This is a genomic window from Demequina sp. (assembly GCA_024707205.1).
Lineage (GTDB): Bacteria > Actinomycetota > Actinomycetes > Actinomycetales > Demequinaceae > Demequina.
The window spans coordinates 1-26,836 of sequence record JANQAD010000001.1 but is presented as its reverse complement, the minus strand read 5'-3'; the positions used below and the strand labels follow the sequence as shown (position 1 = coordinate 26,836).

Genomic DNA, 26,836 nt, shown 5'->3' with positions numbered 1-26,836 from the left:
GCGGTTCACTCGCCAGTTGGCTTCTCCTGGTGGCCGCCGAAGCCCTTGCGCATTGCGGACAGCGTCTTCTCGGCGAAGATGTCCAGGTCCCGCGATGCGAACCGCGAGTAGAGCGCGGTGGTGAGCACGGGCGTCGGCACGCCCTCGTCGATCGCAGCTATGGAGGTCCAGCGGCCCTCGCCGGAGTCGGACACGTGCCCGGAGAACTCCTCAAGCTCCGGGTCCGCGTGGAGCGCCTCCGCGGTGAGGTCGAGCAGCCACGACTGAATCACCGATCCTCGGCGCCACACCTCGGAGACGGCGGCGATGTCGATGTCGTACTGATAGAACTCCGGGTGAGCCAGGGGAGCGGTCTCGGCGTCGGCGGTGGCCGTTACGCGGCCAACGCCAGCGTTCTTGAGGACGTTGAGGCCCTCCGCGTAGGCCGCCATGAGGCCGTACTCGATGCCGTTGTGGACCATCTTCACGAAGTGGCCCGCGCCGGTGGGGCCGCAGTGCAACCAGCCCTGCTCCGCGGGAGTCGCGTCGCCCTCGCGGCCAGGGGTGCGGGGTGCGCCGTCGATTCCAGGCGCGATCGTGACCCAGATGGGTGCCAGCCTCTCGACCACCTCGGTCTCGCCTCCGATCATGAGGCAGAAGCCGCGCGTGAGGCCCCACACGCCGCCAGAGGTGCCGCAGTCAACGAGGTGCAGCTGCTTCTCGGCGAGCATCGCCGCGTGCGCGATGTCGTCGCGGTAGTACGAGTTGCCCCCGTCGATGATCGTGTCGCCCGGCTCGAGCACCTCGGCGAGCGATGCGATGACCTTCTGCGTGATCTCGCCCGCGGGCACCATGACCCACACCGCGCGGGGCGCCTCGAGCGAGGTGAGGAAGTCCTTGAGCTCGGGCACCGCGATGGCGCCCTCCGCCGCCAGGGCCGCGATAGCGTCGGGCGACACGTCGTTGACGGCCACCTCGTGTCCATCGCGCATGAGACGCCGGGTGAGCCCGGCGCCCATGCGACCAAGGCCGATCATTCCGAGTTGCATTACTTCTCCTTGAGCGTGGGGATGCGCCACGTGTCGTCGCCGGTGAGCAGGTCGTTGGATTCCTCTGGGCCCCAGGTTCCGGGGGTGTAGGGGATCGCGCGGTGGTGTTCGGTGAGGACGGGCTCCACGACGGCCCACGCCGCCTCGACCGCCTCCTCCGTCGAGTACAGCGCCCTATCGCCCGCGAGGGCATCGGTGAGGAGCCGCTCGTAGGGCGGCCGCTCGTCGGGATGCTCGGTGTCGACAACGAGCTCTCTCTTGGCGCCCACGAACTCCTCGCCGGGCGTCTTGACCCGCGCACCCAACGCGATCTCCGAGTCAGGCTGCAGGCGAATGCGCAGGTAATTGGGGTGGTGATGGCGGGACACGGCGTCCTCGAACAGGGCCTGGGGCGGCCGCTTGAAGCTCACGAAGATCTCGTGCGCCGTGACCGGCAGCTCCTTGCCAGCGCGCAGGTAGAACGGCACGTCGGCCCAACGCCACGAGTCGATGAACACGCGCACCGCGGCGAACGTCTCGACGTCAGACTTCGCATCCACCCCAGGCTCGTCGCGGTAGCCCTCGAACTGGCCGCGCACGAGGTCGTCCTGTGCCAACGGCCGCATCGCCTTGAACACGGCGGTCTTCGCCTGCTGCACCGCCGCATACCCGCGATACGCGGGCGCCTCCATCGCGAGCAGAGCCAGGATCTGGAAGAGGTGATTCTCGATGACGTCCCTCAGGGCCCCGGCGGACTCGTAGAACGCGCCGCGCCCCTGCACGCCAAAGTCCTCGGCGGCCGTGATCTGGACGGACTCGATGTAGTTGCGGTTCCACACGGGCTCGAGGAAGGCGTTCGCGAACCGGAAGTACAGCAGGTTCATGATCTCCTCCTTCCCCAGGTAGTGGTCGATGCGGAACACCGACTCCTCGGGGAACGCCCTGGAGATCACCGCGTTGAGCGCCTGCGCGGACTCAAGGTCGCGGCCGAAGGGCTTCTCCACGACCACTCGCGCGCCGCGAGTGAGCTTGACGGCTTTGAGCCCCTTGATCACGGTCTCGAACATCGACGGCGGGATGGCCAGGTAATGGGTGGGGTGCTGGGCCTCGCCGAGCGCCTCCTTGAGCTGGGAGAAGGTGGCGTCGTTCGCATAGTCGCCGTCCACGTACTGCAACAGGCCAAGGAGGCGATCAAGCACGGCCTTGTCAGCGTCGGGCCTTGCGGCCTTCACCGACTCGGTGGCCCGCTTCTTGAGGTCCGCCAGGGTCCACTGCGAGAACGCGACACCGATGACAGGGACATTGAGCTCGTCGTTCGCCACCATCCCGTACAGCGCGGGGAAGATCTGCTTCTTTGCGAGGTCGCCGCTCGCACCGAAGAACACCAGCGCGTCTGACTTCTGAGGGGACACTCAACCTCCCTGATTAGTGACCGTTTACACCCTACGCCGACCACGCCGGACGTAGGGTGGGAGAAGAGCAAACAACCCCGTGGAGGAGCCGAGTGTCCACCGATCGTCTTGGCGCGCTGAGCGCCGCAGGAGTATCCATTTGGCTCGACGACCTGAGCCGCGAGCGCCTCGAGACGGGCTCGCTCGCGCGCGATGTCGCCGAGCGACACATCGTTGGCGTCACGACCAACCCGAGCATCTTCGCCGCTGCAGTGAAGGGCGCAACGCAGTACGACGCTCAGCTTTCGCAGCTCGGCGCGCAGGGCCTCGACGCGGAGCACGCCCTGCGCGTGCTCACCACGGACGACGTGCGCGCCGCTGCCGACGTGCTGCGCGGAGTCGCGGACGCCACGGACGGCCAGGACGGCCGCGTCTCGATCGAAGTGGACCCTCGGCTTGCGCACGACACGGCGGGCACCGTGGCGCAGGCGAAGGAGCTGTGGGACACGGTCGACCGCCCGAACGTCTTCATCAAGATTCCCGCGACCGTCGAGGGACTCCCGGCTATCACGGCCGTGCTCGCCGAGGGCATCTCTGTCAACGTCACGCTCATCTTCTCGCTTGAGAGGTACGCGGCCGTGCTCGACGCGTTCCTCGCGGGGATGGAGCAGGCGGACGCGAACGGTCACGACCTCAGCGCCATGGCGTCGGTCGCGTCCTTCTTCGTGAGCCGCGTGGACTCCGAGGTCGACAAGCGACTCGAGGCCGTCTCGCCGGGCAGCGCGCTGAAGGGGACGGCCGCGATCGCGAACGCGCGCCTCGCGTTCGAGCACTTCGAGGAGGTCAGCGCGGGGGAGCGCTGGCTGTCTCTTGCGCGCAAGGGTGCGCGCCCGCAACGTCCGCTGTGGGCGTCTACGTCGACCAAGGACCCGTCGTTCCCTGACACCATGTATGTGGACGAGCTCGTCACGGCCGGCACCGTGAACACCATGCCGCAGGCCACGATCGACGCCTTCGCAGATCACGGCGAGGTGCCGAGCGACCCCACCACGTGGGACACCGTCCGCAGCACCTACGACGAGTCCCGCGCGGTGTTCGCGCGCCTCGACGCGACGGGCATCGACTTCGACGATGTCACGCGAGTCCTCGAGGAGGAGGGTGTCGACAAGTTCGTCAAGGCGTGGGAGGAACTGCTCGGCATCGTGCGCGACGCGCTCCTCAAGTAACCGCCGGGTGACCAGGGCGTTCGCTCTGCGGTAGTAAATTGTTCGGCATGCCGAACATTGCCGTTTCCGGAGAGGACGCCGCGCAGCTCGCAGACACGCGTGGGCGCCCGGAGCGCGGCCTGTGGAGGCTGTTCGGTCCCGCGTTCGTGGCGGCAGTCGCGTACGTCGATCCCGGCAATGTCGCCGCAAACCTCACCGCCGGCGCGTCCTACGGCTACCTGCTGCTGTGGGTGCTCGTCGCAGCAAACGCGATGGCGGTGGTCATCCAGTACCTCTCGGCGAAGCTGGGCCTGGTCACGGGAAAGACGCTCCCGCAGCTCATCGGCGAGCGCCTCGGCCGCCGATCCCGCCTCGCGTTCTGGGCGCAGGCCGAGGTCATCGCGGCCGCCACCGACATCGCGGAGGTCATCGGCGGCGCGCTTGCCCTCAACCTGCTCTTCGGCGTGCCCCTGCCTCTGGGCGGGCTCATCGTGGGCGCGGTCTCGATGGGTCTGCTCGCGATCCACTCGCGGCGCGGCCAGCGCACGTTCGAATTCGTGATCATCGGCCTGCTCGCGATCATCGCGATTGGCTTCACCGCGGGGGTTTTCGTCGCCCCCGTCGACTGGGCTCAGGCGGCGTCGGGCCTAGTGCCGCGCTTCGCCGGGCCGGAGACCGTGCTGCTCGCCGCGAGCATGCTCGGCGCCACCGTCATGCCGCATGCGATCTACCTGCACTCCGCGCTCGCGCGCGACCGCCACCGCGCCACCCCAGGCTCCGAGGCGACCCCGCGACTGCTGCGCGCGACTCGCCTCGACGTCACGTGGTCCATGCTCGCCGCCGGCGGCGTCAACATCGCGATGCTGCTGCTCGCCGCCGCGAGCCTCAAGGGAGTGAGCGGCACGGAGACCATCGAGGGCGCCCACGCCGCGATCTCGGCGAACCTCGGACCGGTGATCGCCACCGTGTTCGCCATCGGGCTACTCGCCTCTGGACTCGCGGCGACCTCGGTCGGCGCGCACGCCGGCGCCGTCATCATGGATGGCCTGCTCCTGAAGCGCATCCCGCTCCTCGTGAGGCGGGCGGTGACGCTCATCCCCGCACTGCTCATCCTGGGAGCCGGCGCGGACCCCACGTGGGCGCTCGTGCTGTCTCAAGTGGTGCTGAGCCTGGGTATCCCGTTCGCGCTCATCCCGCTGGTGCGGCTCACCTCGCTGCGCTCGCTGCTGGGCACCTACGTCAATCGGCGGGGCACAACGGTCACCGCTATAGCGATCGCGGCGCTGATCATCGCGCTCAACGCCGCGCTCATCGTGATCACCCTCGCGGGATGACCCACAGGGCGTCGCCATCGCCCTCGGAAAGTGCGTAAATACCAGGCCCGACGGCCACCTCGCCATTCGCGAGGACCGTCACCACAGCGTCGGGCAGGATGCCGGCCGCCGCGAACGCGCGAAGTCGATCGGGAGACGAATCGGAGATGCGTGCGACCGTGGCACTCGCGCCAACGGGCAGCGAGGACAGGGGCACGGCGTCCGGCGTCGAGTGAACACCTGCAGCGGGCGGTATGGGATCGCCGTGGGGGTCGCGAGTCGGGTGGCCAAGTTGGCGGTCGATGCGCTCGAGGAACAGGTCGCTCACCGCGTGCTCGAGAGACTCGGCCTCGTCGTGAACCTCGTCCCACGAGTAGCCGAGCTCGCTGGCCAGGTACGTCTCGAGGAGTCGGTGGCGCCGAACCATCGCGAGCGCGTGGGCCGTCCCGGACTCCGTGAGGACGATCGCACCGTACGGCGCATGCTCGAGGAAGCCCTGCGCGGCGAGCTTCCTGAGGCCGTCCGAGGCTGTGGACGTGCGCACGCCGAGGCGCTCGGCCAGCGCGGTCACGGTCACGGCGTCGGGGTCCCACTCGCCCAGGCTCCACAGGGCCTTGAGGTAGTCCTGCGTGCTTGGGGAGAGGTCGCCGACGTCGGCCAAACTCAGCTCTCGATGCCGCAGCGGGTGGAGAGGTATTCCGCCGCGTTCTGCGCCGCCTGCGGGGCGGCCTCGCTCGCCGCCTTCACGTCGTCGGCGCTGTAGAGCGTCTGGATGGTGGTGAGGAACTCCGCGGGCGAGCCGGCCGCGGAGGCGGCCTTCGCCATCGCGATCGAGTACTTCTCCACGAAGTCGCTCAAAGCCACGAAGTCAGCGTTGACGTCCTCGCCCTGCGTCTCCTTGATGGCGAGGACGTAGAAGTCCTTCGTGCTGGAGGTGAGCTCGAGCATGTCATCGCCCCACTGGTTGAGCTTGGCGGCATCGCCCGTGAGGAACGTGGGGTCCTGGATCATCTCGGACAGGTCGCTCGTCTGCGACTCGAGGTTGGTCGCGTCAGTGATGTTGTCCAGAGCGGCGGCGCACAGCGGGTCGTCGAGATTTCCGACGCTGGGCACGGGAGAGCTGCCGTCACCCTCGGCGATCGCCGTTGGCGTCGTCGACGGCTTGGGGGCGTCGCTTGACTCGTCGCCAGACGAGCCGGAGCACCCGGCGAGCAGCAGGATGGCGCCGAGTGCGGTCACTGCGATTTTGGCGGTCTTCATGATTCCCTCCGAGGCTGTGGTCGGCCCAAGCCTACGCGGTCACAGCGCGCACAGGTCTCCGTTGGGCCCGCCCTCGCTGAGGCCCTCGCCCCACGAGATCTCGGTCACGACGCCATCCACGACGTCGAAGTTATAGGTGGTGGTGGCGCTCGTGGGAACCACCAGCTGAGTGCGGGAGCCGCGCGCTATGTCGTCGAACGTCACCTCGCTCGCTGTGGGATACGCCGCCATCACCTCGTCAGTCGTCGAGCCGATCGTGATGCCCTCGGCCGTGCTCGGCATCTCGAAGCTCGCCGCGTCCGCCGGGTCCGCGAACCAGTACAGGATGAAGAAGTTGATCCGCGCCCCAGGATCCGAGGGGTCGCTCAGCGCGGTGACATAGAAGCCAGGGTCGTCCTGGGCCACGAGCTGGCCGTACCAGGGGCATTGCTCGGGAGCGGTGACCGGAGCTCCCGTGGCGATGGCCTCGTCGAAGGACTGGCCGATGCACACGCCCGCGAAGCTGATGGGGCCGATCGCGGAAACCGTGTCATCGGGGTCGTCGGTCCACGTGGGGCACTCCGCAGCCGCGGCCGCCGTCTCCGACGGAGTGGCGCTGGGGGAGGGCGTTGCCGAGTGCGTGACGCTGGGGGATGGGCTTGCCGACGGGCTGGTTTCGGCTGGCGTCGACGTGCAGCCAGCGAGGGCAGCGACGGCAAGGGCGGCGGCGAGTGCGGCTCTCATGCGCCAACGGTATCGGGGTCAGGCGCGCAATGCGGAGCGATATCGTTCGCCAAGTTCGTCGAACATGGCGTTGGAGTCCTCGTCGATGGTGCGAAGCTCCTCGTGCGCCTCGAAGAACTCCACCGCTTCGGCAACGCCGTCCGCGAACGTCACGCGCGCCTCCCACCCGGGCACGAGACCGCGCACCTTGCTCGTGTCGTAGACCGCGGGATGCATCTTGTCTCCGTAGATCGAGCCCGCCTGCGAGGGCGCGGCCGCAACCAGCGCATCCGAGGGCACGCACACGAACTGCTCCGCGAGCGCCTCACGCGAGACACCCGCCGCGTGCCCGATGGCCTCGTGGATGCCGCGCCAGGTGAGCGCCTCCGAACTGGTGATGTGCACGGCCTCGCCAACAGCGTCGGGCACCGCAAGGAGGCCAAGAATCCCTGCCGCCACGTCGCGGGCGTGCGTGATGGTCCACAGGCTCGTGCCGTCGCCAGGCAGGATGATGTCCGCGCCGCGGCGCATGCGATCCACGAGCGTCCATGGGTGGCGGGACACGCCGGTGAAGCCGGGGATCTTTGATGGGCCGTAGGTGTGCGCGGGGCGAACGATCGTCCACGGAATGTCGCTCGAGGCGCGCAGCGCCTCCTCGCACTCGATCTTCTTGCGCGCGTACTCCCAGTAGGGGTTCTCGAGGGGGACGTCCTCGGTGAGCGGGCGCAGGTAATCGAACTTGCGGTACGCGGCGGCCGTCGCGATGAGGACGTAGCGGTCGGTGAGCCTGCGGAACGTCTCGAGGTCGGCGAGCACCTGCTCGGGGCCGAAGGCGATGAACTGAACCACCGCGTCGAAGCGCTCGCCGCGCAGCCTTGGCCCGCGCAGAGCCGAGCGCAGGGCCTCCGCATCGGTGGCGTCGGCGTGGATGAGGTGGGCCCCCGGCGCGCTCGGCAGCAGGGACCGTCCGCGGTTGACGAGGGTCACGTCGTGGCCCTGTGCGAGCGCCAATCGGGACACTTCGGACGAAATCAGTCCCGTTCCGCCAACGAGGAGGATGCGCATGCCGTTCATGGTAGGCGGGGCCCGTCCGCGCAGGTAAGTTGAGGCTGTGACCGACGCTCGCACAGGCTTGCTCCATGCCAAGTTGAGCGAGGTCCTTCCCACCGGCTGGCGGGATGCCGCGCCCTTTGGCTTTCCCCATCAGGTGGAGCTCGCGGTCACGGCCGGCGTGTTCCGCGCGCAGACGCCGCAGGCCAACACCGACGCAGTGGTGGACTTCGTCATGCGCTCGCGATCGCACTCCCTTCTCGACGACCTGGGCGACCTCGCGGCGATGGGCGTCGATGGCGTGGTGCAGATGCTCGGCCCGGTTTACGGCGACTCGAACGTCTTGGGTGTGCCCGTGCTGCGGGCGGCGGTAGTCCACGGCGCCGCCTCCGCCCTGGTCGAGGAGGGCGTTCGCTCCGGCGAGGACCTTCGCGTCGCTGCCGTCGAGAGGCCCGACGCCATTGAGGGCGCCGTACTCGGCGTGCGCGGTCTTGGGCGAGTGACGTGGGAGTGGATTGCGTTCCTCTCGCAGGTGCGCCTGCGCGCCGACCCGGCTCTCAATGGCTTTGTGCGGCGCACGCTCGACGAGCCGAAACTCGCGCCGGAGGAGACGTCGGAGCTGCTGCGGCTGACGGCGCGGCGGTTCGCGTGCGATGAGCGGGATCTCGCACACGCCATTCGCGAGCTTCTTCGCTCTCGCGCGGCATAGCCGCAAACCAGCAAACGTTGGGCCTCTTGGCGCTGTCCCAACTCTATAGTTGACATCGATTATTCCGATTGGAATAATCGACGCGGTACAACCTGGGGAGGGTGTCATGGGACTTCACGAGACAAAGTTGCGTCCGCTGGGCGTAGTCGCGCTGGCGATGCTCATTGAGCGACCCATGCACCCCTACGAGATGTACCAGCTCCTGATCGCACGCAATCAGGACAAGACCGTGAAGCTGCGGCCTGGGACCCTCTATCACGGCATCAATTGGCTCGAGAGCGCGGGCTTCATCGTGGCAACGGGGACCGAGCGCGAGGGCAATCGCCCAGAGCGCACCACCTACGCCGCGACGGATGCTGGCCGCACGGCCCTGCGGCACACGGTGATGGCGATGCTCACCGAGCCCGCCGAGGAGTTCCCCGAGTTCACCGTCGCCATGGGCGAGGCCCACAACCTTCCTAAGGATGAGGTTCTCGCCGCGCTCCGCGAACGCCTCGCGGTCGTCGACTCGGATCGCGCTCGAGGCGAACAACTCCTGGAGCGGGTCGCAGAGCGCGAACTGCCCCGCCGATTCATCCTCGGGGGCGAGTTCGCCCTCAATCGTGCCCGCGCCGACGTCGCGTGGCTCAACGCCGTTATCGAAGACATCGAGTCCGGCTCACTGTCCTGGGACGCCCCGGACCCGCACAAGCACAAGGAAACTCTATGAACCAGGAACGCAACCCGTGGCCGGCGCTATGGGCGCTCGTCATCGGATTCTTCATGATCCTGATCGACACCACGATCGTGTCGATCGCCAACCCGTCCATCCAGGAAGGGCTCGGCGCGACCATCGACCAGGTCATCTGGGTTACCTCCGCGTACCTGCTCGCGTATGCGGTGCCGCTGCTCATCACGGGTCGTCTCGGTGACCGCTTTGGGCCCAAGCTCATCTACCAGATCGGCCTCGTGATCTTCACGCTGTCATCGCTCATGTGCGGCCTCGCGGACGCACTGCCCGGTTCCGGCATCGGCAACCTGATCGCGTTCCGCGCCGTCCAGGGCCTCGGAGCCGCGCTCATGACGCCGCAGACGATGGCCGTCATCACCCGCACGTTCCCCGCCGCTCGTCGCGGCACCGCCATGGCACTGTGGGGCGCGGTGTCCGGCGTCGCGATCCTCGTGGGCCCGCTGCTCGGCGGCGTGCTCGTCGACGGCCCCGGCTGGGAGTGGATCTTCTTCGTCAATGTGCCCATCGGCGTCGTGGCGTTCATCGCCGCGCAGATCCTGGTGCCGCACCTCGAGACTCACCAGCACTCGTTCGACTGGCTCGGCGTCGCGCTCTCCGCGCTCGGCATGTTCCTGCTGGTTTTCGGCCTGCAGGAGGGCCACGCCAACGACTGGGACGCCGGCATCTGGGCCTGCATCGCAGGCGGCGTGGTGGTGCTCGTCGTCTTCCTGCTGTGGCAGCGCGCCAACAAGAAGGAGCCGCTCGTCCCGCTCGAGCTGTTCAGGGACCGCAACTTCTCGGTCGCGAACGGCGCCATCACCACGGTTGGGTTCGCGTTCACCGCGATGTTCATCCCGCTCGTGTACTTCTTCCAGGGCGTTCGCGGGCTCACCCCCACGCAGACGGCGTTGATGACGATCCCCACCGCCGTGGCCACGCTGCTGTTCTCGCGACTGGCGGGCGTGCTCGCGGACAAGCTGCACCCGCGCGCGATCATCGTGCCCGGGCTGCTGGTCTCGTTCCTCGCGATCGTGCTGTGGTCGCAGATGCTCTCGCCCACGATCGCCATCGGCTGGCTGCTCATTCCGCCGTTCCTTCTGGGACTCGGCTCGGCCTTCATCTGGGCGCCGCTCGGCTCTACGGCCACGCGCAACCTTCCGATGAGTGCCGCGGGCGCCGGAGCGGGCATCTACAACACCACCCGCCAGGTTGGCGGCGTGCTCGGCTCCGCTGCCATTGCCACGGTGATCGTGAACCGCCTCCTCGCGAACGGCTTCACCAGCGGTGGCATGGGCGGCGAGTCCGCGAGCCTCGTCCTGCCCGATCCTCTCAAGGATGCGTTCGCCACCGCCATGTCGCAGACGCTGATCATCCCCGGGATCGCGCTCTTCGTCGGCGCCATGGTCGCGGTGTTCTTTGTGAAGCCGCGTCACCTTGAGGAGCAGGGACGGCCCGACGCTGTTGCGGCTGGCGAGCCCGCCTCGCCCGACGAGGTTCACGCCTCGGCGTAGTCGCTTCCTCGCAACCGTGCGGCGTGGGCCACCTGGGTGGCCCCGCCGCACGTCCGTCTGAACCACCCAGAGGCGGTTTCGGCGCACTTTGACCCTCAAGACATGCTGAGAGTGGTTCAGACGTAGTGATCTAGCGCGGTTGTTGGGCGGAGCGCGGTCGATAGGCTGGCCGCATGCTTGGCGTGGCGCTCGCGTTCGTCTCGAGCATCTTTTGGGGTGCGTCTGACTTCGCGGGTGGCGTCAGCTCCCGCCGCGCCACCGCGCTCTCCGCAACGCTGTGGTCTTTCGTCGCGGCCACGGCCGCCTCGGCGCTGGCGATCGTGATCTTCCCCGGCACGTGGTCGCAAACGGCGCTCGTCGCCGGCGCGGCGGCCGGCGTTCTGGGGCTGTGTGGCTTCCTGACGCTGTACGCGGCCCTGGCGTCGGCCCCCATGGGAGTCGTGACGGTGATCGTGGGGGCAGTCGAGGCGATCGTCCCCGTGGTGGTTGGCGTCTTCTGGTACCACGAGGCATTGAGTGTGCTCGCGTGGTCCGGAATCGCGATCGCGCTCATCGGGGCGGCGATCATCGGCTGGGCCGAGTCGGCGACGGCGGAGGACGGCGCGGGGGCGAAGGCCGCACTCGGTCCTCTCGTGCTCGCCACTGCCTCGGGCGCGCTCTTCGGATTCTCGGTGGGGGCGCTCGATACCGCGCCGGACGATTCCGGGTTCATCACGCCCGCATTCGAGGTCGCAATCGGCCTCGCGCTGCTGGGGCTGCTGGTGTGGGCGGTCGCGCGCGTCAGGGCCGTCCGCAGGCTCGGCGACGCCCTGTCCATCACCACGGGCACGTCTCCCGCGCCCCGACGCGCGGTCCAGATCGGTCTCGCCGCAGGTGTCTTCCTCGCGGTCGCGAACATCACTTTGCTGATGGCGCTTCGGGAGGCGCCGCTCGCGATCGTGGGCGTGGTGCTGTGCCTCTATCCCGTGACCACGGCGATCCTTGCCCGGGTGTTCCTGCACGAGCGGCTGACCGCAAAGCACCTGGCAGGGATCGGCGTCGCGCTCGCCGGCTGCGTGATTCTCGCGGTCGGCTAGTAGGCCGGCCTCGCCAAGAGCGACACCCTCACGGTGCCGCCGCGAGTCTCCTGCTCGGCGAGCTGCCGGAAGCCCAACCTCTCGTGGAAGGCGATGGATCCGGGGTTCAGGGGACGGACATTGACCTCCGCCGTGACCTCGCTCGCGCCCCGCTCCCGCGCGCGCTCGAACACCGACTCGTACAGCGCGCGCCCGATTCCCGTGCCCTTTGCCAGGGGAGAGACCACGACCCTGTCGATGTACTGATGCCTCACGCCCCGCTCCTCAAACCACCGGTAGTTCTCGGAGGCGTACGGCTGGCCCGTGCCCATGCTCAGCAGGAACGCGAGCAGGTTGTGGTTGCGGTCGGTGGAGACAAGGCGAACGTCGCACATCGAGAACAGGCTCGCGAGCTCTTCGTCGGTGAGCGGATTGATGGCAGGCGAAGCCGCGTTGTTGAGTTCGCGCACCTGCGGAAGGTCGGTCTCTCGCATCACCCGCAGGCGGAAGTTCTGCATGGGCGTCATTGTGCCTCGTGGACATGAACGGCGCGTGTCGTTGCCCGACTATGCAAGTGGATGTATGGTTATGCATATGGCCATCTCCGTTGCTGTCGCCGGTGCCTCCGGCTATGTGGGCGGCGAGGTCCTGCGTGTCTTCAGTCAGCATCCCGACGTCGAGATCGGCGCCCTGACGGCCAATTCGTCCGTGGGGGACAAGCTGGGGGTGCACCAGCCGCATCTGCTGCCCCTCGCCGATCGCTTCCTTCAGGACACGACCCCAGAGATCCTCAACGGACACGACGTCGTGGTCCTGGCGCTCCCGCACGGCAAGTCCGCGGAGATCGCCTCCAAGCTGCCTGCGGAGACGCTCGTCATCGACTGCGGCGCCGACCACCGGCTCACCGATCCCACGGCATGGGCGGCGTACTACGGCGGCGAGCACGCCGGCTCGTGGCCCTACGGCCTCCCTGAACTCATCACCCCCAACGATCGCCAGCGCGCGAACCTGGCGGGCACCAAGCGCATCGCCGTGCCCGGCTGCAACGTCACCGCGGTGACGCTCGCGCTGCAGCCGGGCGTGGCGTCGGGCGTCGTTGACCCCGGCGACGTCGTCGCGGTCCTCGCCGTGGGCTACTCCGGTGCGGGAAAGAAGCTCGAGACCACGTATCTGGCGAGCGAGGCGCTCGGCGCCGCCGTTCCCTACGCCGTTGGCGGCTCGCACCGCCACATCCCGGAGATCATCCAGAACCTCGAGTCCGCTGGCGCGAGTGGCATTCGACTGAGCTTCACTCCGGTGCTCGTGCCGATGGCCCGCGGCATCCTCGCCACCGTGACGGCCCCCATCGCGGCCGGCGTGAACGTGGAAGCGGTCAGGGCCGCGTGGGAGGAGACGTACGCGGACGAGCCGTTCGTGCACCTGCTTCCCGAGGGTCAGTGGCCGTCAACGGCCGCGACCGTGGGCGCGAATACGGCGATCATGCAGGTTGCCGTGGACGGCAAGGCAGGTCGCGTCGTTGTCGTGTGCGCGATCGACAACCTCGTCAAGGGGACTGCCGGGGCCGCGCTCCAGTCGATGAACCTGGCCCTGGGCCTGCCGGAGACGCTGGGCCTGAACGTGATTGGGATCGCGCCGTGAGCGTCACCGCCGCCGCCGGATTTGTGGCCGCGGGAGTCACGGCCGGCCTCAAGCCCTCCGGTCGCCCAGACGTGGCGCTCGTGGTGAACGAGGGCCCCATGCACGTCGCGGCGGGCGTCTTCACGTCCAATCGCGTGTTCGCCGCGCCGGTCGCCTGGTCGCGGCAGGTGTTGGCGGACGCGCGAGTCGACGCGGTCATCCTCAACTCCGGTGGCGCGAACGCGGCCACCGGCGCCGAGGGTTTCGCTGACACCCATCGCACGGCCGAGCATGTGGCGAGCGCGCTGCAGGCCGACGGCAGGGACGTCTCGAGCGGCGACGTCGCCGTGTGCTCCACGGGACTCATCGGCGTGCGGCTGCCCATGGACACGCTGCTCCCTGGCGTGTCCGACGCTGCCGCCAGTTTGAGCGCGGACGGCGGCGACGACGCGGCTCACGCAATTCTCACCACCGACACCGTGACCAAGCAGGCCGTCGCGCACGGCGAGGGCTGGGTGGTCGGCGGTATGGCGAAGGGCGCGGGCATGCTCGCGCCCGGGCTCGCGACGATGCTGTGCGTGATCACCACGGACGCCGTGGTGGATCCATACAGGGCGAACGCCGCGCTCAAGGAGGCCGTGCGCACCACCCTCAACCGCGTCGACTCCGACGGCTGCATGTCAACAAACGACACGGTCCTGCTCATGGTGAGCGGAGCGTCGGGCATCATGCCTGGCATTGACGAGTTCGAGGGGGCGCTCACGGAGGTCTGCGTGCAGATCGCGCGCGGACTTGTCGCGGACGCCGAAGGGGCGACGCACGACATCGCCATCACCGTGGTCGAGGCGAGCTCCGAGGAGGCGGCGGAGGCCGTGGGGCGCGCGGTCGCGCGCTCCAACCTCTTCAAGGCCGCGGTGTTCGGCGGAGACCCGAACTGGGGCCGAATCATCTCGGCCGCGGGCACGGTGCCCGAGGACATCGCGCCCTTCGACGCGGCCGAGCTCGATGTCGCCATCAACGGCGTGCAGGTATGCAGGGCGGCCGGCGTCGGCGACTCGCGTGAGGGAGTCTCGCTCGCGGACCGCGAGGTGCAGGTGGAGATCAACCTCCACGCCGGGGACGCGACCGCGACCATCTGGACCAACGACCTGACCCACGACTACGTCCACGAGAACAGCGCGTACTCCACATGAGCGACATCGACATCCCCGACCTCACGCCCCAACAGAAGGTGGGCGTACTCATCGACGCGATGCCGTGGATAGAGCGCTTCAAGGGCGCCGTGGTGGTCATCAAGTACGGCGGCAACGCCATGATCGACGACACGCTCAAGCGCGCGTTCGCGCAGGACATCGTTCACCTGCGGCTGCTGGGCCTGCACCCCGTAGTGGTGCACGGCGGCGGCCCGCAGATCTCGGACATGCTGACCCGGCTGGGGATCGAGTCCGAGTTCCGCGGCGGCCTGCGCGTCACCACGCCGGAGGCGATGGACGTGGTGCGCATGGTGCTCACCGGTCAGGTCTCGCGCGAGCTCGTGGGCCTCATCAACGACCACGGGCCCCACGCGGTGGGGCTCAGCGGAGAGGATGCCGGGCTGCTTCAGGCCAAGCGCCAGCACGCGACCGTTGACGGCGAGGCCGTGGACGTTGGCCTCGTCGGCGACGTCATCAAGGTGAACCCGGCGGCCGTGCTCGACATCATCGAGGCGGGTCGCATTCCCGTGGTGAGCACCGTGGCCCCGGACATCGACGACCCCACCACGGTGCTCAACGTCAACGCCGACACCGCGGCCGCCGCCCTCGCCGTGGCCCTGCGCGCGCGAAAGCTCATCGTCCTCACCGACGTCGAGGGCCTGTACCGCAACTGGCCGGACCGCGACTCGCTCGTCCGACAGATCACCGCATCGTCCCTGGAAGAGCTGCTGCCAACGCTCGAGAGCGGCATGAAGCCCAAGATGGAGGCATGCCTGCGCGCGGTCCGCGGGGGAGTGCCGCAGGCGCACGTCATCGACGGCCGCCAGGCGCACTCGATGCTGTCCGAGATCTTCACCACGGCCGGTATCGGCACCATGGTGATGCCGGACAGGGAGCTGTGGACATGAGCGGCGGCACGGGTCTCGAGTTGGACCAAGCGGGCCTGTCCCGCTACGAGAACGCCATCATGGCGACCTTCGGCACGCCGCAGCGGGTGCTGGCCCGCGGCGAGGGCTCCTACGTGTGGGACGCCGACGGCAATCGCTACCTCGACCTGCTGGGCGGGATCGCGGTGACGGCGCTCGGCCACGCCCACCCGGGCTGGGTGCAGGCGATTGCGTCCCAGGCGGCGACTCTCGCGCAGGCCTCCAACTTCTTCGCCACCGAGCCGCAGATCGCCCTTGCGGAGCGGCTCTTGCAGCTGTCCGACGCTCCGGCTGGCTCTCGCGTATTCCTCACCAACAGCGGTACGGAAGCCATGGAGGCGGTCTTCAAGATGGCCCGGAAGACGGGCCGTACCAGGATCGTCGCGCTCGAAGGCTCGTTCCACGGGCGGTCGATGGGCGCGCTCGCGCTCACCGGCAAGGAGTCCATCCGGGCGCCATTCGAGCCGCTGCCCGCAGGCGTGCAGTTCGTGCCGCGCGGGGACCTCGAGGCGCTGCGCGCAACCGCGGGCGATGACCTCGCCGCCATCGTCCTCGAGCCCATCCAGGGTGAGAGCGGCGTGCACCCCCTGAGCACCGAATACCTCCAGTTGGCCCGCGACCTCTGCACCGAGCACGGCGCGCTGCTCGCGTTCGACGAGGTGCAGACCGGCGTGGCGCGCACGGGCGCGTGGTTCGCCCACCAGCTGCACGGCGTGGTTCCCGACGTCATGGCCCTCGCGAAAGGGCTCGGCGGGGGAGTGCCGATCGGGGCTGTCGTCGCGTTTGGGCCGTGGGCCGGAACCCTGCTCGTCAAGGGCGAGCACGGCAGCACCTTCGGAGGCAACGCGCTCGCCACGGCCGCCGCGCTCGCCACGCTGCGCATCCTCGAGGAGGAGGACGTGCTCACGAACGTCAAGAACGTGGGGGAGCACACCCGGTCCGCGCTGGCGGAGCTGCCCTTCGTCACCGAGGTGCGGGGCGAGGGCCTCATGCTCGGCGCGGCGCTGTCCGCGCCGGTGGCCGCTGAGGTTGCCGCCGCGGCGCTCGAGGCCGGCTTCATCGTGAACGCGCCCACCGCGGACTCGCTCCGGTTGGTCCCCGCGCTCACGATCTCCGCAAAGGAGATCGACACCTTCATCGCGTGGTTCACGCAGGCCGCGCCGGCGATCATCGCGGCGTACACCACGGAGGTCACGCCATGACCCGACATTTCCTCCGCGACGACGACCTCACGGCGGCCGAGCAGCGCGAGGTCTTGGAACTCGCCCTCGCGTTCCGAGCCAACCGCCAGCTGCACCAGCCGTTCGCCGGTCCCAAGGGCGTGGCGATCCTCTTCGACAAGCCGTCAACGCGCACGAGGGTGAGTTTCAGCGTCGGCGTCGCCGAGCTGGGCGGCTACCCGCTCGTGCTCGACACCGCGACCTCCCAGATGGGCCGCGGCGAGTCCATCGCGGACACCGCTAAGGTGCTTGGTCGCCAGGTGAGCGCGATCGTGTGGCGCACGTTCGGGCAGGACCGCATCGACGAGATGGCCGAGCACGCCGGCGTCCCCGTGGTCAATGCCCTCACCGACTCGTTCCACCCGTGCCAGATCCTCGCGGACCTCGCCGCGGTGGCCGACGCCCGCGGCGGCGTCGACGCGCTCGCCGGCCTCACGCTCACGTACGTCGGCGACGGCGCCAACAACATGGCCCACAGCTACCTCCTTGGCGGCGCCTTGGCGGGAATGCACGTGAGGGTGGGCGCGCCGTCGGACTACCTGCCGAGCGAGGCGGTCGTCCTCGACGCCAAGCGCATCGCGGCCGAGAACGGCGGCTCTGTCACGGTCACGATGGACGTGGACGACGCCGTGCGCGGCGCGGACGTCATCGCTACCGACACGTGGGTGTCCATGGGTGATGAGTCCTCCGCCACCGACCGCGCGGGCGCCTTCGACGCGTACCAGGTCAACGCGCGCACCCTCGAGCTCGCGGCGCCCGGAGCGAACGTGCTGCACTGCCTCCCCGCGTATCGCGGCAAGGAGATCACCGCAGAGGTGCTTGACGGCCCCCAGTCCGTCGTGTGGCTCGAGGCCGAATACCGCCTGCACGCGCAGAAGGCGCTGTTGACCTGGTTGGTGCAGCAATGAACGTCATCCCGCACACCAAGGCCGCGCGCCAGGCCCGCGTCCGCCACCTCATCGAGGCGGGCGGCGTGGAGTCGCAGACGCAGCTCGCCGGCGTCCTCGACGGCGAGGGAATCCACGTCACCCAGGCCACCCTCTCCCGGGACCTCGTCGAGGTGGGCGCGGTCAAGGTTCGTGGGGCCGACGGCCGCCTCACCTACGCGACGCAGGCCACCATGGAGTCGCTTGAGGACGGCGCCACGCGCCTCAACCGGCTGTGCGCGGAACTGCTGCACTCGGCGGCTGGCAGCGCCAACCTCGCCGTTCTGCGCACGCCCGAGGGCGCCGCGCAGTTCCTCGCCATGGCGATCGACTCGCACGACGACGAGGAGATCCTCGGCACCGTCGCCGGCGACGACACCATCATCGTGATCTCCCGCCTACCGGATGGCGGGGAGAGCCTCGCCCAGAGATTTCTAGCCCGAGCGTCGGGCCACTGAAAGGTAAACACGTTATGACTGAACGGATTGTCCTCGCCTACTCTGGCGGCCTCGACACGTCGGTGGCGATCGGCTGGATCGCCGACGCCACGGGAGCCGAGGTGATTGCCGTCGCCGTGGACGTGGGTCAGGGGGGCGAGGACCTTGACGTCATTCGCCAGCGCGCGCTCGACTGCGGCGCCGTGGAGGCCTACGTCGCCGACGCGCGCGACGAGTTCGCGAACGAGTACTGCATGCCCGCGCTCAAGGCCAATGCGCTCTATCACGACAAGTACCCCCTGGTATCTGCCCTGTCGCGGCCGGTGATCGTGAAGCACCTGGTCGCGGCTGCAAAGCAGTTCGGCGCCACAACGGTGGCTCACGGCTGCACGGGCAAGGGCAACGACCAGGTGCGGTTTGAGGTTGGCATCGTCTCGCTCGCGCCCGAGCTCAAGTGCATCGCCCCCGTGCGCGACCTCGCGCTCACCCGCGACCGCGCGATCGAGTACGCGGAGCGCCACTCGCTGCCCATCGCGACCACCAAGAAGAACCCGTTCTCGATTGACCAGAACGTGTGGGGCCGCGCCGTGGAGACGGGCTTCCTCGAGGACATCTGGAACGCGCCGACCAAGGACGTCTACGACTACACCGACGACCCCGCGTTCCCGCCGGTTCCGGACGAGGTGCTGATCGAGTTCTCGCGGGGAATCCCGGTCGCGATCGACGGGCAGCCCGTCTCGCCGCTCGAGGCCATCGTGGAGATGAACCGCCGCGCGGGCGCCCAGGGCGTTGGCCGGATCGACATCGTCGAGGACCGCCTCGTGGGCATCAAGAGCCGCGAGATCTACGAGGCACCCGGGGCCATCGCACTCATCGAGGCGCACCGGGAGATGGAGAACGTCACGATCGAGCGCGAGCAGGCGCGGTTCAAGAAGCGCATCGCGGACGAGTGGACCGAGCTGGTCTACGACGGCATGTGGTCGTCGCCGCTGAAGAAGTCCCTCGATGCGTTCATCGACGACACGCAGGAGTACGTCACGGGCGAGATCCGCATGGAGCTCCACGGCGGGAAGGCGACGGTCACGGGCCGCCGGTCTTCGGTTGGGCTGTACGACTTCAGCCTCGCCACCTACGACGAGGGCGACACGTTCGACCAGTCGGCGGCGCGCGGGTTCATCGAGATCTACGGGCTCGCGGCCAAGCAGGCGGCCGCGCGGGCTGCGTCTTCCGGGACGGGCCTCTAGTCATGAGTGAGACCAACGAGGGCACCACGGTAGAGGGAGCGCTGTGGGGCGGCAGGTTCGCCTCGGGGCCCGACGCCGCGCTCGCCGCGTTGAGCAAGTCCACTCAGTTTGACTGGCGGTATGCGGACGACGACCTGGCTGGCTCGATCGCGCACGCGCACGCTCTGGCTGTGGCTGGGCTGTTGACGAACGACGAGGCGACTCGCATGGTGGCCGGGCTAGAGTCCCTGCGCGCTGAGGTGGCGGCGGGCGCGGCGACCCCCGCCGATTCCGACGAGGACGTTCACGGCGCGCTCGAGAGGCTGCTCATCGAGCGGGTGGGACCGGAGCTGGGGGGTCGCCTGCGTGCGGGCCGCTCGCGCAACGACCAAATCGCGACCCTGCAGCGTCGGTACCTGCGGCGCCACGCCGCGGAGATCTCCGGGCTGCTGCTCGATCTCTCCGAGGCGATCGCCGTGCAGGCGGAGGCGCACCTCGACGCCCCCATGCCCGGCCGCACGCATTCCCAGCACGCGCAGCCGGTGACGCTCGGCCACGCGCTGCTCGCGCACGTGTGGCCGCTGCTGCGCGACGCTCAGCGTCTCCGCGACTGGGACGCCCGCGCGTCACTCTCTCCGTATGGGGCGGGGGCGGTCGCCGGGTCGACGCTGGGTCTGGATCCAGCCGCGGTCGCGGCAGAGCTCGGGTTCAGCGGGCCCACCCAGAACTCGATCGATGCCACGGCATCGCGCGATGTCATCGCGGAATTCGTGTGGGTCGCGGCCATGATCGGTGTTGACCTCTCTCGCATCTCCGAGGAGATCGTCATGTGGGCGACCGTGGAGTTCGGGTTCGTCGCGCTCGACGATGCGTTCTCCACCGGATCGTCGATCATGCCGCAGAAGAAGAACCCCGACATCGCCGAGCTCGCTCGCGGCAAGGCCGGCCGCCTCATCGGCGACCTCACCGGGCTGCTCGCGACGCTCAAGGGCCTCCCGCTTGGGTACAACAGGGACATCCAGGAGGCCCACGAGCCCGCGCTCGATGCCATCGACACCCTCGAGGTGCTGCTCCCCGCCCTCACCGGCATGATCGCGACGCTCCGCTTCAACACGGCCAGGCTCGCGGAACTCGCGCCCGCCGGATTCTCGCTCGCGACCGACGTCGCCGAGTGGCTCGTGCGGCAAGGGGTTCCCTTCCGCGACGCTCACGAGGTTGCCGGAGCGTGTGTTCGCTTCTGCGAAGGCGCGGGCAAGCAGCTCCACGAGCTGACGCCGGCGGAGCTCAGCGGGATTTCCGAGCACCTGAACCCGGGAGTGCTCGAGGTCCTCACGGTTCCGGGGTCGTTGGCGGCTCGCAACGGAGCGGGCGGGACCGCGCCCGAACGAGTTGCGGAGCAACTCGCGGCGGCGCGAGCGGAGATCGCCGCGCTGCGCTCCTGACGGGCTGGCTCCACACCCGCCCCCAAGGGGTCAGCCTCCGCGAGATCGTGACGATTTCTCCACACGCTGCACCCGGTTGTTGCGGGGCTGCGGATCTCCTGCCAGCATCGGGAACACCGTCTCGACTGGGCGGTGTACTCAAGGGGAAAGGGGGGACCTTCGTGTTCACCTATGTCAGCAACTGGAAGTCAGCGCGCTCGCGTGCGCGCAATCACCGCATCGCCAAGGTTTTCGCCATTGGGGCCGCGGGCCTCCTCGCCGCGGGCCTTGCCGTGGGGCCGGCGTCGGCCTCTCAGCCGGTGCAGCTCAGCAAGGCGCCAGCCGCCGAGGTCGTCCATGTTCAGGCGGCCGTGAAGACCGCCTCTATCGGAGGCATCTCGACGGCGTCGTGGACGTGCTGGAAGAAGGGCGTCGCGTGTGTGTCGTACTCGGGCTTCACCACCAAGTCCAAGGCGTGGGGGCAACCGACGTGCAGTGGCACGAGCATCAACTGCACGCGCTACGTTGCGTACCGTCTGCAGAAGTCAGGGCGCTACGACTTTGTGGAGAAGTGCGCCACCGGCAAGAACGCCGCCTCGTGGGACGAGCGGGCTCGCAAGTGCAAGAGCAGCCTGATCACGGTTGACAAGACCCCTGCGAAGGGTGCCGTGCTGCAGTTCGACTCGGGTGCGAAGAAGCCGCCCCGGATGCCTCGGGAACGTACACGTCTGCGGGACACGTCGCCTACATCGACGACATCATCGGCGGTTATGTGTACGTGAGCGAGGCGCAGTGCGGGGACCAGAAGACGAAGCGCTACAAGGTGAAACTGACGACACTCAAGTCGTTGATCAACAGCTCGGGCGGCAAGATCGAGGTCATCCACGACAAGAAGTCGGCCTGACCTCCCATCGCGTCAGGTGGCCGGCGCCTCCACAACCACCTCGGTGGCGCCGGTCACCCGCTTCAGGTCGTCGTACGAGATGTCGAACACCGAATGCGGTGTGCCGGCGGCAGCCCACAGGTCACCGTGCTTCTTGAGTTCAACGTCTATATAGGTGGGCACGGGTGCCGGGTGGCCGAGCGGCGCCACCCCACCGATCGGCTGACCCGTGGCCTCGCGCACTGTGTCGGCGGAGGCGCGCGTGATCTCGGAGGCGCCGATCTGGGCCGCAAGCAACTCCGTGTCAACCCGATGCGAACCCGACGTCAGCACCAAGACGGGGGAGCCGTCGGCGAGGAACACGAGCGAGGACGCAATGGCGCCCACGTCGCAGCCCAGGGCGGCCGCCGCCTCCGCCGCGGTGCGGGTGGAATCGGCGAGCGTTCGCACCTCGGTGCCGAGGCCAAAGCCAGCCAACAGGTCCATGATGCGCGCGCTCGAAGGATGCATAGCCTCACCGTAGTCTTGCGCCGTGGGCAATCCCAGCATCCGCGATATTGCGCAACGCGTGCGGGATGCAGCCCCGGGTTGCGGTCGGACGCGCCTCGTCCTCATCGACGGCCCGGCCGGCTCCGGCAAGTCCACCCTCGCGAACCGTCTTGCGGTCGCGCTCGGGGAGAGGCGTCGGCGGGCGCCGGCACCTTCCGGCCCGACGCTCCGCTCGCCGAGGGCGCTGAGGTCCAGATACTTCACGGAGACGACCTCTACGAGGGCTGGGACGGGCTCGCGACGCTCGCCGAGGTGCTGCTCGATCAGATCCTGGAGCCGCTGGTCGCCGGTGGGGAGGGCACGTTCCGCATGTGGGACTGGGTGGAGGGCCGCCGAACCCACGAGATTCGCGTGCCTCAGCGCGCGTTCCTGATCATCGAGGGCGTCGGCGTCGGCATGCCGCGCGCCCGTGAGCTCGCCGTGCTCACCGTGTTCGTCGACGCGCCGGCCGACGAGCGCCTTCGCCGCGGGATAGCGCGCGACGGCGAGGGCATGCTCGGCGAATGGCAACGCTGGCAGGCGATCGAAACCGGCCACCTGGCCGCCGCGGGACTGCCCGCCGCAGCCGACGTGGTTCTTGACGGGACCGCGCGAATACCGGACAAATGACGGTGACCTTTGTTAGCGTCGGGCACATGAAGGCGCCCCATGGCCATCGCTGAGCCGCACGCGGCGATCGTCCGCCTCAGCGAGCACCCGCAGCTGCTCGAGGCGGGCAGGGCACTGCTCGAGGGGTACCTTCGCCTGCCCGACGCTTGGGCTGGGGAGGACGTGCCGCGCAGCTTCCCGTGGAGTACGTCGAGCACCTCGCGAACTACCCGAATGACGCGCGGCCGGCGGCTGGGGAGGCGTTCCTCGCCCTGCGCAGCACGGACGTCGTCGGCCAAACGCTCGCGGTGCCGCATGCCGACGGCGTAGTGCGGCTCGAGCGCATGTTCGTGCTGCCTGCGGAGCGCGAGCAGGGCGTGGCCCGCGCGCTGATCGCCGCGGTGACGATCTGGGCGCGTGAGCACGGGGTGCGGCGGATCGTCCTTGCGGTCCTGCCCAACCGCAGGGAGGCGATCTCGCTGTATCGCGGAATCGGCTTCAAGCCCGCGAGCGACTACCTCGCGGAGGGGCGAGTGTGCATGGGATTGGACCTCGCGCTGGCAGACTAGGCGCATCATGACCGAGCACATTCTTGACGAGCTCGCCTGGCGCGGCCTCATTTCGCAGACGACCGGCGACGACGCGCTCCGCGAGGCCCTCAGCCAGGGGCCGGTGACGCTGTACTGCGGCTTCGATCCCACCGCGCCGAGCCTGCACATCGGCAACCTCGTGCAGATCCTCACCGTGCGTCGGCTGCAGGACGCGGGCCACTTCCCGCTACTGCTCGTCGGCGGCGCAACCGGGCTCATCGGCGATCCCAAGGAGGCGGGCGACCGCGTCCTCAACCCCGTGGAGCTCGTCCATGACTGGGTGGAGCGGATCCGGGCGCAGATCGAGCCGTTCATGTCGTTCGAGGGCGACAACGCGGCGCGCATGGTCAACAACTTCGACTGGACCAAGGACATGACCGCGATCCAGCTGCTGCGCGACGTCGGAAAGCACTTCCGGCTCGGCACGATGATCGCCAAGGACACGGTCGCTCGCCGCCTCAACTCCGAAGAGGGGATCTCGTACACCGAGTTCAGCTACCAGGTGCTCCAGGGCATGGACTACCTCGAGCTCTTCCGGCGCTATGGCTGCACGCTGCAGACGGGCGGCTCCGACCAGTGGGGGAACCTCACGGCCGGCACGGAGCTGGTGCGCAAGGCGACCGGCACCTCGGTGCATGCGCTCGCGACGCCCCTGATCACCAAGGCGGACGGCACCAAGTTCGGCAAGACGGAATCGGGGACCGTGTGGCTCGACGCCGCACTCACGTCGCCGTACGCGTTCTACCAGTTCTGGCTCAACCAGGCAGACGCCGATGTCATCGGCTACCTCAAGGTATTCACATTCCTTTCTCACGAGGAGATAGAGCGCCTTGAGCGCGCCGTCGCCGATGAGCCGTTCAAGCGGGAGGCGCAGCGCACTTTGGCATGGGAGGTCACCTCCCTCGTCCACGGGCCCGACGCTGCCACCGCCGTTGTGGAGGCCAGCCAGGCGATCTTCGGCAGGGGGGAGCTGGGTGGGCTCGATTCGGTGACGCTTGAAGGGGTCGCTCAAGAGGTGCCGAGTGCCTCGCTTGGCGCTGGCGCAACGGTGGTCGACGCGCTGGTCGAAACAGGGCTCGTCGAGTCCCGCGCGGCGGCGCGCAGGGCCATCGCGGAGGGCGGCGCCTACGTCAATAACGTGAGGGTCGACGACGAGGAGCTGGTCCTCGGTGCGAGCCACGCGCTTGACGGCGGGTGGATTGTGCTGCGACGCGGAAAAAGTCTGTGGGACTCGTGCGCGCGAGCTAGCCGCGCCACGACCGTAAACTGCAACTTACCAGGCATGATGTGCACGACACGCCCGAGATTCAGGCGATTTGACTGGCGCACGCACAGCCCGTAATGTTTTCTCTTGCTGCCGACGAAGGAAGCACTTACCGCAGGACTGAACAAGGCCGCGGGAGTCACCTGAGACAGCACCTCCATCGGATCAACGAGCGGTCGCATGCGCGCCCAATCAGAGGTACGATTGGAGGCCCCTCCGGACTGGAGACACGCCGACAAGGCGAGTTGACAGGAAGGGTCAAGGGGAGTAAGTTAGAAGGGTTGCCCCAAACGAGGCCCGCGAGGGTTGAGTTAGGTGCGCGTCCGAACCTTGAGAACTCAACAGTGTGCCACATGTCGATGCCAAACCTCTGGCATCGAGAGAGCTTCGGCTCGATCGATGCGAGATTCCTTTGGTAAAGAAATAAATGTCAGTGACATTTGTTCATTTGCTAGAGATTAAACCGGTTCCTCGGAACCACTTCGTATGTATGTGAACCGACTTCGGTCGGATTGCTATCAAACATTAACGGAGAGTTTGATCCTGGCTCAGGACGAACGCTGGCGGCGTGCTTAACACATGCAAGTCGAACGGTGACAGGGGAGCTTGCTCCCCTCGATCAGTGGCGAACGGGTGAGTAACACGTGAGTAACCTGCCCCAGACTCTGGAATAACATCGGGAAACCGGTGCTAATACCGGATACGAGACGCTCCTGCATGGGATGCGTCTGGAAAGATTTATCGGTCTGGGATGGACTCGCGGCCTATCAGCTAGTTGGTGAGGTAACGGCCCACCAAGGCGACGACGGGTAGCCGGCCTGAGAGGGCGACCGGCCACACTGGAACTGAGACACGGTCCAGACTCCTACGGGAGGCAGCAGTGGGGAATATTGCACAATGGGCGCAAGCCTGATGCAGCGACGCCGCGTGGGGGATGAAGGCCTTCGGGTTGTAAACCCCTTTCAGTAGGGAAGAAGCGAAAGTGACGGTACCTACAGAAGAAGCGCCGGCTAACTACGTGCCAGCAGCCGCGGTAATACGTAGGGCGCAAGCGTTGTCCGGAATTATTGGGCGTAAAGAGCTCGTAGGCGGTCTGTCGCGTCTGCTGTGAAAACCCGAGGCTCAACCTCGGGCCTGCAGTGGGTACGGGCAGACTAGAGTGTGGTAGGGGAGACTGGAATTCCTGGTGTAGCGGTGGAATGCGCAGATATCAGGAGGAACACCAATGGCGAAGGCAGGTCTCTGGGCCACAACTGACGCTGAGGAGCGAAAGCGTGGGGAGCGAACAGGATTAGATACCCTGGTAGTCCACGCCGTAAACGGTGGGCACTAGATGTGGGGCTCTTTCCATGAGTTCCGCGTCGCAGCTAACGCATTAAGTGCCCCGCCTGGGGAGTACGGCCGCAAGGCTAAAACTCAAAGGAATTGACGGGGGCCCGCACAAGCGGCGGAGCATGCGGATTAATTCGATGCAACGCGAAGAACCTTACCAAGGCTTGACATATACGGTCTATCCCTAGAGATAGGGAGTGCTTCGGCGCCGTATACAGGTGGTGCATGGTTGTCGTCAGCTCGTGTCGTGAGATGTTGGGTTAAGTCCCGCAACGAGCGCAACCCTCGTTCTATGTTGCCAGCACGTAATGGTGGGGACTCATAGGAGACTGCCGGGGTCAACTCGGAGGAAGGTGGGGATGACGTCAAATCATCATGCCCCTTATGTCTTGGGCTTCACGCATGCTACAATGGCCGGTACAAAGGGCTGCAATACCGTAAGGTGGAGCGAATCCCAAAAGCCGGTCTCAGTTCGGATTGAGGTCTGCAACTCGACCTCATGAAGTCGGAGTCGCTAGTAATCGCAGATCAGCAACGCTGCGGTGAATACGTTCCCGGGCCTTGTACACACCGCCCGTCAAGTCACGAAAGTCGGTAACACCCGAAGCCGGTGGCCTAACCCTTTTGGGAAGGAGCCGTCTAAGGTGGGATTGGCGATTGGGACTAAGTCGTAACAAGGTAGCCGTACCGGAAGGTGCGGCTGGATCACCTCCTTTCTAAGGAGCACTTGGCAGCTTTCGAGCTGTCCATAACTC

The 26,836-nt window shown here is 67.8% G+C and carries 27 protein-coding genes and 1 rRNA gene; 20 read left to right on the top strand and 8 right to left on the bottom strand.

What is annotated here, in order from left to right:
• Window positions 1-5: 5 nt before the first annotated feature.
• Entirely contained in the window at window positions 6-1,028 is a 1,023-nt protein-coding gene (gene gnd / locus NVV57_00140; protein MCR6711174.1) for a decarboxylating 6-phosphogluconate dehydrogenase, read from the bottom strand.
• Window positions 1,028-2,419: a glucose-6-phosphate dehydrogenase gene (gene zwf, locus NVV57_00135; GenBank protein ID MCR6711173.1), complete on the bottom strand. Its 1,392-nt coding sequence runs from the start codon at window positions 2,417-2,419 to the stop codon at window positions 1,028-1,030. The genes gnd and zwf overlap by 1 nt, the downstream gene beginning before the upstream one ends.
• Window positions 2,420-2,511: 92 nt before the next feature.
• Here zwf and tal point away from each other — a divergent pair, with 92 nt between their 5' ends.
• Window positions 2,512-3,624, top strand: a complete 1,113-nt coding sequence (gene tal / locus NVV57_00130) for a transaldolase (GenBank protein MCR6711172.1) — start codon at window positions 2,512-2,514, stop codon at window positions 3,622-3,624.
• A gap of 47 nt (window positions 3,625-3,671) precedes the next feature.
• On the top strand, window positions 3,672-4,937 hold the full coding sequence (locus tag NVV57_00125; GenBank protein MCR6711171.1) for an Nramp family divalent metal transporter: 1,266 nt from the start codon (window positions 3,672-3,674) through the stop codon (window positions 4,935-4,937).
• Here NVV57_00125 and NVV57_00120 read toward each other — a convergent pair.
• The 4 genes from NVV57_00120 to NVV57_00105 are packed head-to-tail and all read right to left on the bottom strand — an operon-like array spanning window position 4,921 to window position 7,943.
• A complete protein-coding gene (locus NVV57_00120) occupies window positions 4,921-5,577 on the bottom strand; it encodes a metal-dependent transcriptional regulator (protein ID MCR6711170.1) in 657 nt (218 codons plus the stop codon). The genes NVV57_00125 and NVV57_00120 overlap by 17 nt on opposite strands.
• A 2-nt stretch (window positions 5,578-5,579) precedes the next feature.
• Window positions 5,580-6,176 (bottom strand): hypothetical protein, encoded by a 597-nt coding sequence (locus tag NVV57_00115; protein ID MCR6711169.1) that lies wholly within the window; start codon window positions 6,174-6,176, stop codon window positions 5,580-5,582.
• A gap of 39 nt (window positions 6,177-6,215) precedes the next feature.
• The gene (locus tag NVV57_00110) at window positions 6,216-6,899 is read right to left on the bottom strand and encodes a hypothetical protein (protein MCR6711168.1); all 684 of its coding nucleotides are present in this window, start codon (window positions 6,897-6,899) and stop codon (window positions 6,216-6,218) included.
• An 18-nt stretch (window positions 6,900-6,917) separates the two neighbouring features.
• Window positions 6,918-7,943 (bottom strand): NAD-dependent epimerase/dehydratase family protein, encoded by a 1,026-nt coding sequence (locus NVV57_00105; protein MCR6711167.1) that lies wholly within the window; start codon window positions 7,941-7,943, stop codon window positions 6,918-6,920.
• 46 nt (window positions 7,944-7,989) lie between these two features.
• Here NVV57_00105 and NVV57_00100 point away from each other — a divergent pair, with 46 nt between their 5' ends.
• From NVV57_00100 to NVV57_00085, 4 genes are all read left to right on the top strand, one after another.
• Entirely contained in the window at window positions 7,990-8,637 is a 648-nt protein-coding gene (locus NVV57_00100) for a hypothetical protein (GenBank protein MCR6711166.1), read from the top strand.
• Between the two features lie 106 nt (window positions 8,638-8,743).
• Window positions 8,744-9,346, top strand: a complete 603-nt coding sequence (locus NVV57_00095) for a PadR family transcriptional regulator (GenBank protein ID MCR6711165.1) — start codon at window positions 8,744-8,746, stop codon at window positions 9,344-9,346.
• On the top strand, window positions 9,343-10,857 hold the full coding sequence (locus NVV57_00090; protein MCR6711164.1) for an MFS transporter: 1,515 nt from the start codon (window positions 9,343-9,345) through the stop codon (window positions 10,855-10,857). Before NVV57_00095 ends, NVV57_00090 begins: the two co-directional genes overlap by 4 nt.
• A 173-nt stretch (window positions 10,858-11,030) precedes the next feature.
• A complete protein-coding gene (locus tag NVV57_00085) occupies window positions 11,031-11,933 on the top strand; it encodes a DMT family transporter (GenBank protein ID MCR6711163.1) in 903 nt (300 codons plus the stop codon).
• Here NVV57_00085 and NVV57_00080 read toward each other — a convergent pair.
• On the bottom strand, window positions 11,930-12,430 hold the full coding sequence (locus tag NVV57_00080) for a GNAT family N-acetyltransferase (protein ID MCR6711162.1): 501 nt from the start codon (window positions 12,428-12,430) through the stop codon (window positions 11,930-11,932). The genes NVV57_00085 and NVV57_00080 overlap by 4 nt on opposite strands.
• A gap of 70 nt (window positions 12,431-12,500) precedes the next feature.
• On the opposite strand from NVV57_00080, the gene argC reads away from it, so the two are divergent.
• From argC to NVV57_00030, 10 genes are all read left to right on the top strand, one after another.
• Entirely contained in the window at window positions 12,501-13,550 is a 1,050-nt protein-coding gene (gene argC / locus NVV57_00075) for an N-acetyl-gamma-glutamyl-phosphate reductase (protein ID MCR6711161.1), read from the top strand.
• A complete protein-coding gene (gene argJ / locus NVV57_00070) occupies window positions 13,547-14,722 on the top strand; it encodes a bifunctional glutamate N-acetyltransferase/amino-acid acetyltransferase ArgJ (protein MCR6711160.1) in 1,176 nt (391 codons plus the stop codon). The genes argC and argJ overlap by 4 nt, the downstream gene beginning before the upstream one ends.
• A complete protein-coding gene (argB, locus tag NVV57_00065; protein ID MCR6711159.1) occupies window positions 14,719-15,630 on the top strand; it encodes an acetylglutamate kinase in 912 nt (303 codons plus the stop codon). Before argJ ends, argB begins: the two co-directional genes overlap by 4 nt.
• Window positions 15,627-16,850 (top strand): acetylornithine transaminase, encoded by a 1,224-nt coding sequence (locus tag NVV57_00060; protein MCR6711158.1) that lies wholly within the window; start codon window positions 15,627-15,629, stop codon window positions 16,848-16,850. The genes argB and NVV57_00060 overlap by 4 nt, the downstream gene beginning before the upstream one ends.
• Window positions 16,847-17,776, top strand: coding sequence for an ornithine carbamoyltransferase (gene argF, locus NVV57_00055; GenBank protein MCR6711157.1), 930 nt, complete (start codon window positions 16,847-16,849; stop codon window positions 17,774-17,776). The genes NVV57_00060 and argF overlap by 4 nt, the downstream gene beginning before the upstream one ends.
• Window positions 17,773-18,252: an arginine repressor gene (argR, locus tag NVV57_00050; protein ID MCR6711156.1), complete on the top strand. Its 480-nt coding sequence runs from the start codon at window positions 17,773-17,775 to the stop codon at window positions 18,250-18,252. Before argF ends, argR begins: the two co-directional genes overlap by 4 nt.
• 14 nt (window positions 18,253-18,266) lie before the next feature.
• The gene (locus NVV57_00045) at window positions 18,267-19,475 is read left to right on the top strand and encodes an argininosuccinate synthase (GenBank protein ID MCR6711155.1); all 1,209 of its coding nucleotides are present in this window, start codon (window positions 18,267-18,269) and stop codon (window positions 19,473-19,475) included.
• Between the two features lie 2 nt (window positions 19,476-19,477).
• Entirely contained in the window at window positions 19,478-20,896 is a 1,419-nt protein-coding gene (gene argH, locus NVV57_00040) for an argininosuccinate lyase (GenBank protein MCR6711154.1), read from the top strand.
• A 161-nt stretch (window positions 20,897-21,057) separates the two neighbouring features.
• A complete protein-coding gene (locus tag NVV57_00035; protein ID MCR6711153.1) occupies window positions 21,058-21,657 on the top strand; it encodes a CHAP domain-containing protein in 600 nt (199 codons plus the stop codon).
• Window positions 21,654-21,779, top strand: coding sequence for a hypothetical protein (locus NVV57_00030; GenBank protein MCR6711152.1), 126 nt, complete (start codon window positions 21,654-21,656; stop codon window positions 21,777-21,779). Before NVV57_00035 ends, NVV57_00030 begins: the two co-directional genes overlap by 4 nt.
• 12 nt (window positions 21,780-21,791) lie before the next feature.
• Here the strand turns inward: NVV57_00030 and NVV57_00025 are convergent, their stop codons facing one another.
• Window positions 21,792-22,268 (bottom strand): YbaK/EbsC family protein, encoded by a 477-nt coding sequence (locus NVV57_00025; GenBank protein ID MCR6711151.1) that lies wholly within the window; start codon window positions 22,266-22,268, stop codon window positions 21,792-21,794.
• A 78-nt stretch (window positions 22,269-22,346) separates the two neighbouring features.
• Between NVV57_00025 and NVV57_00020 the strand changes: the two genes are divergently transcribed.
• The 4 genes from NVV57_00020 (at window position 22,347) to NVV57_00005 (ending at window position 26,797) form a co-directional block, all read left to right on the top strand.
• Window positions 22,347-22,916, top strand: coding sequence for a hypothetical protein (locus NVV57_00020; GenBank protein ID MCR6711150.1), 570 nt, complete (start codon window positions 22,347-22,349; stop codon window positions 22,914-22,916).
• A gap of 146 nt (window positions 22,917-23,062) precedes the next feature.
• Window positions 23,063-23,464, top strand: coding sequence for a GNAT family N-acetyltransferase (locus NVV57_00015; GenBank protein MCR6711149.1), 402 nt, complete (start codon window positions 23,063-23,065; stop codon window positions 23,462-23,464).
• 7 nt (window positions 23,465-23,471) lie between these two features.
• The gene (tyrS, locus tag NVV57_00010; protein ID MCR6711148.1) at window positions 23,472-24,827 is read left to right on the top strand and encodes a tyrosine--tRNA ligase; all 1,356 of its coding nucleotides are present in this window, start codon (window positions 23,472-23,474) and stop codon (window positions 24,825-24,827) included.
• A gap of 447 nt (window positions 24,828-25,274) precedes the next feature.
• A 16S ribosomal RNA gene (locus tag NVV57_00005) occupies window positions 25,275-26,797 on the top strand.
• Window positions 26,798-26,836: the final 39 nt, after the last annotated feature.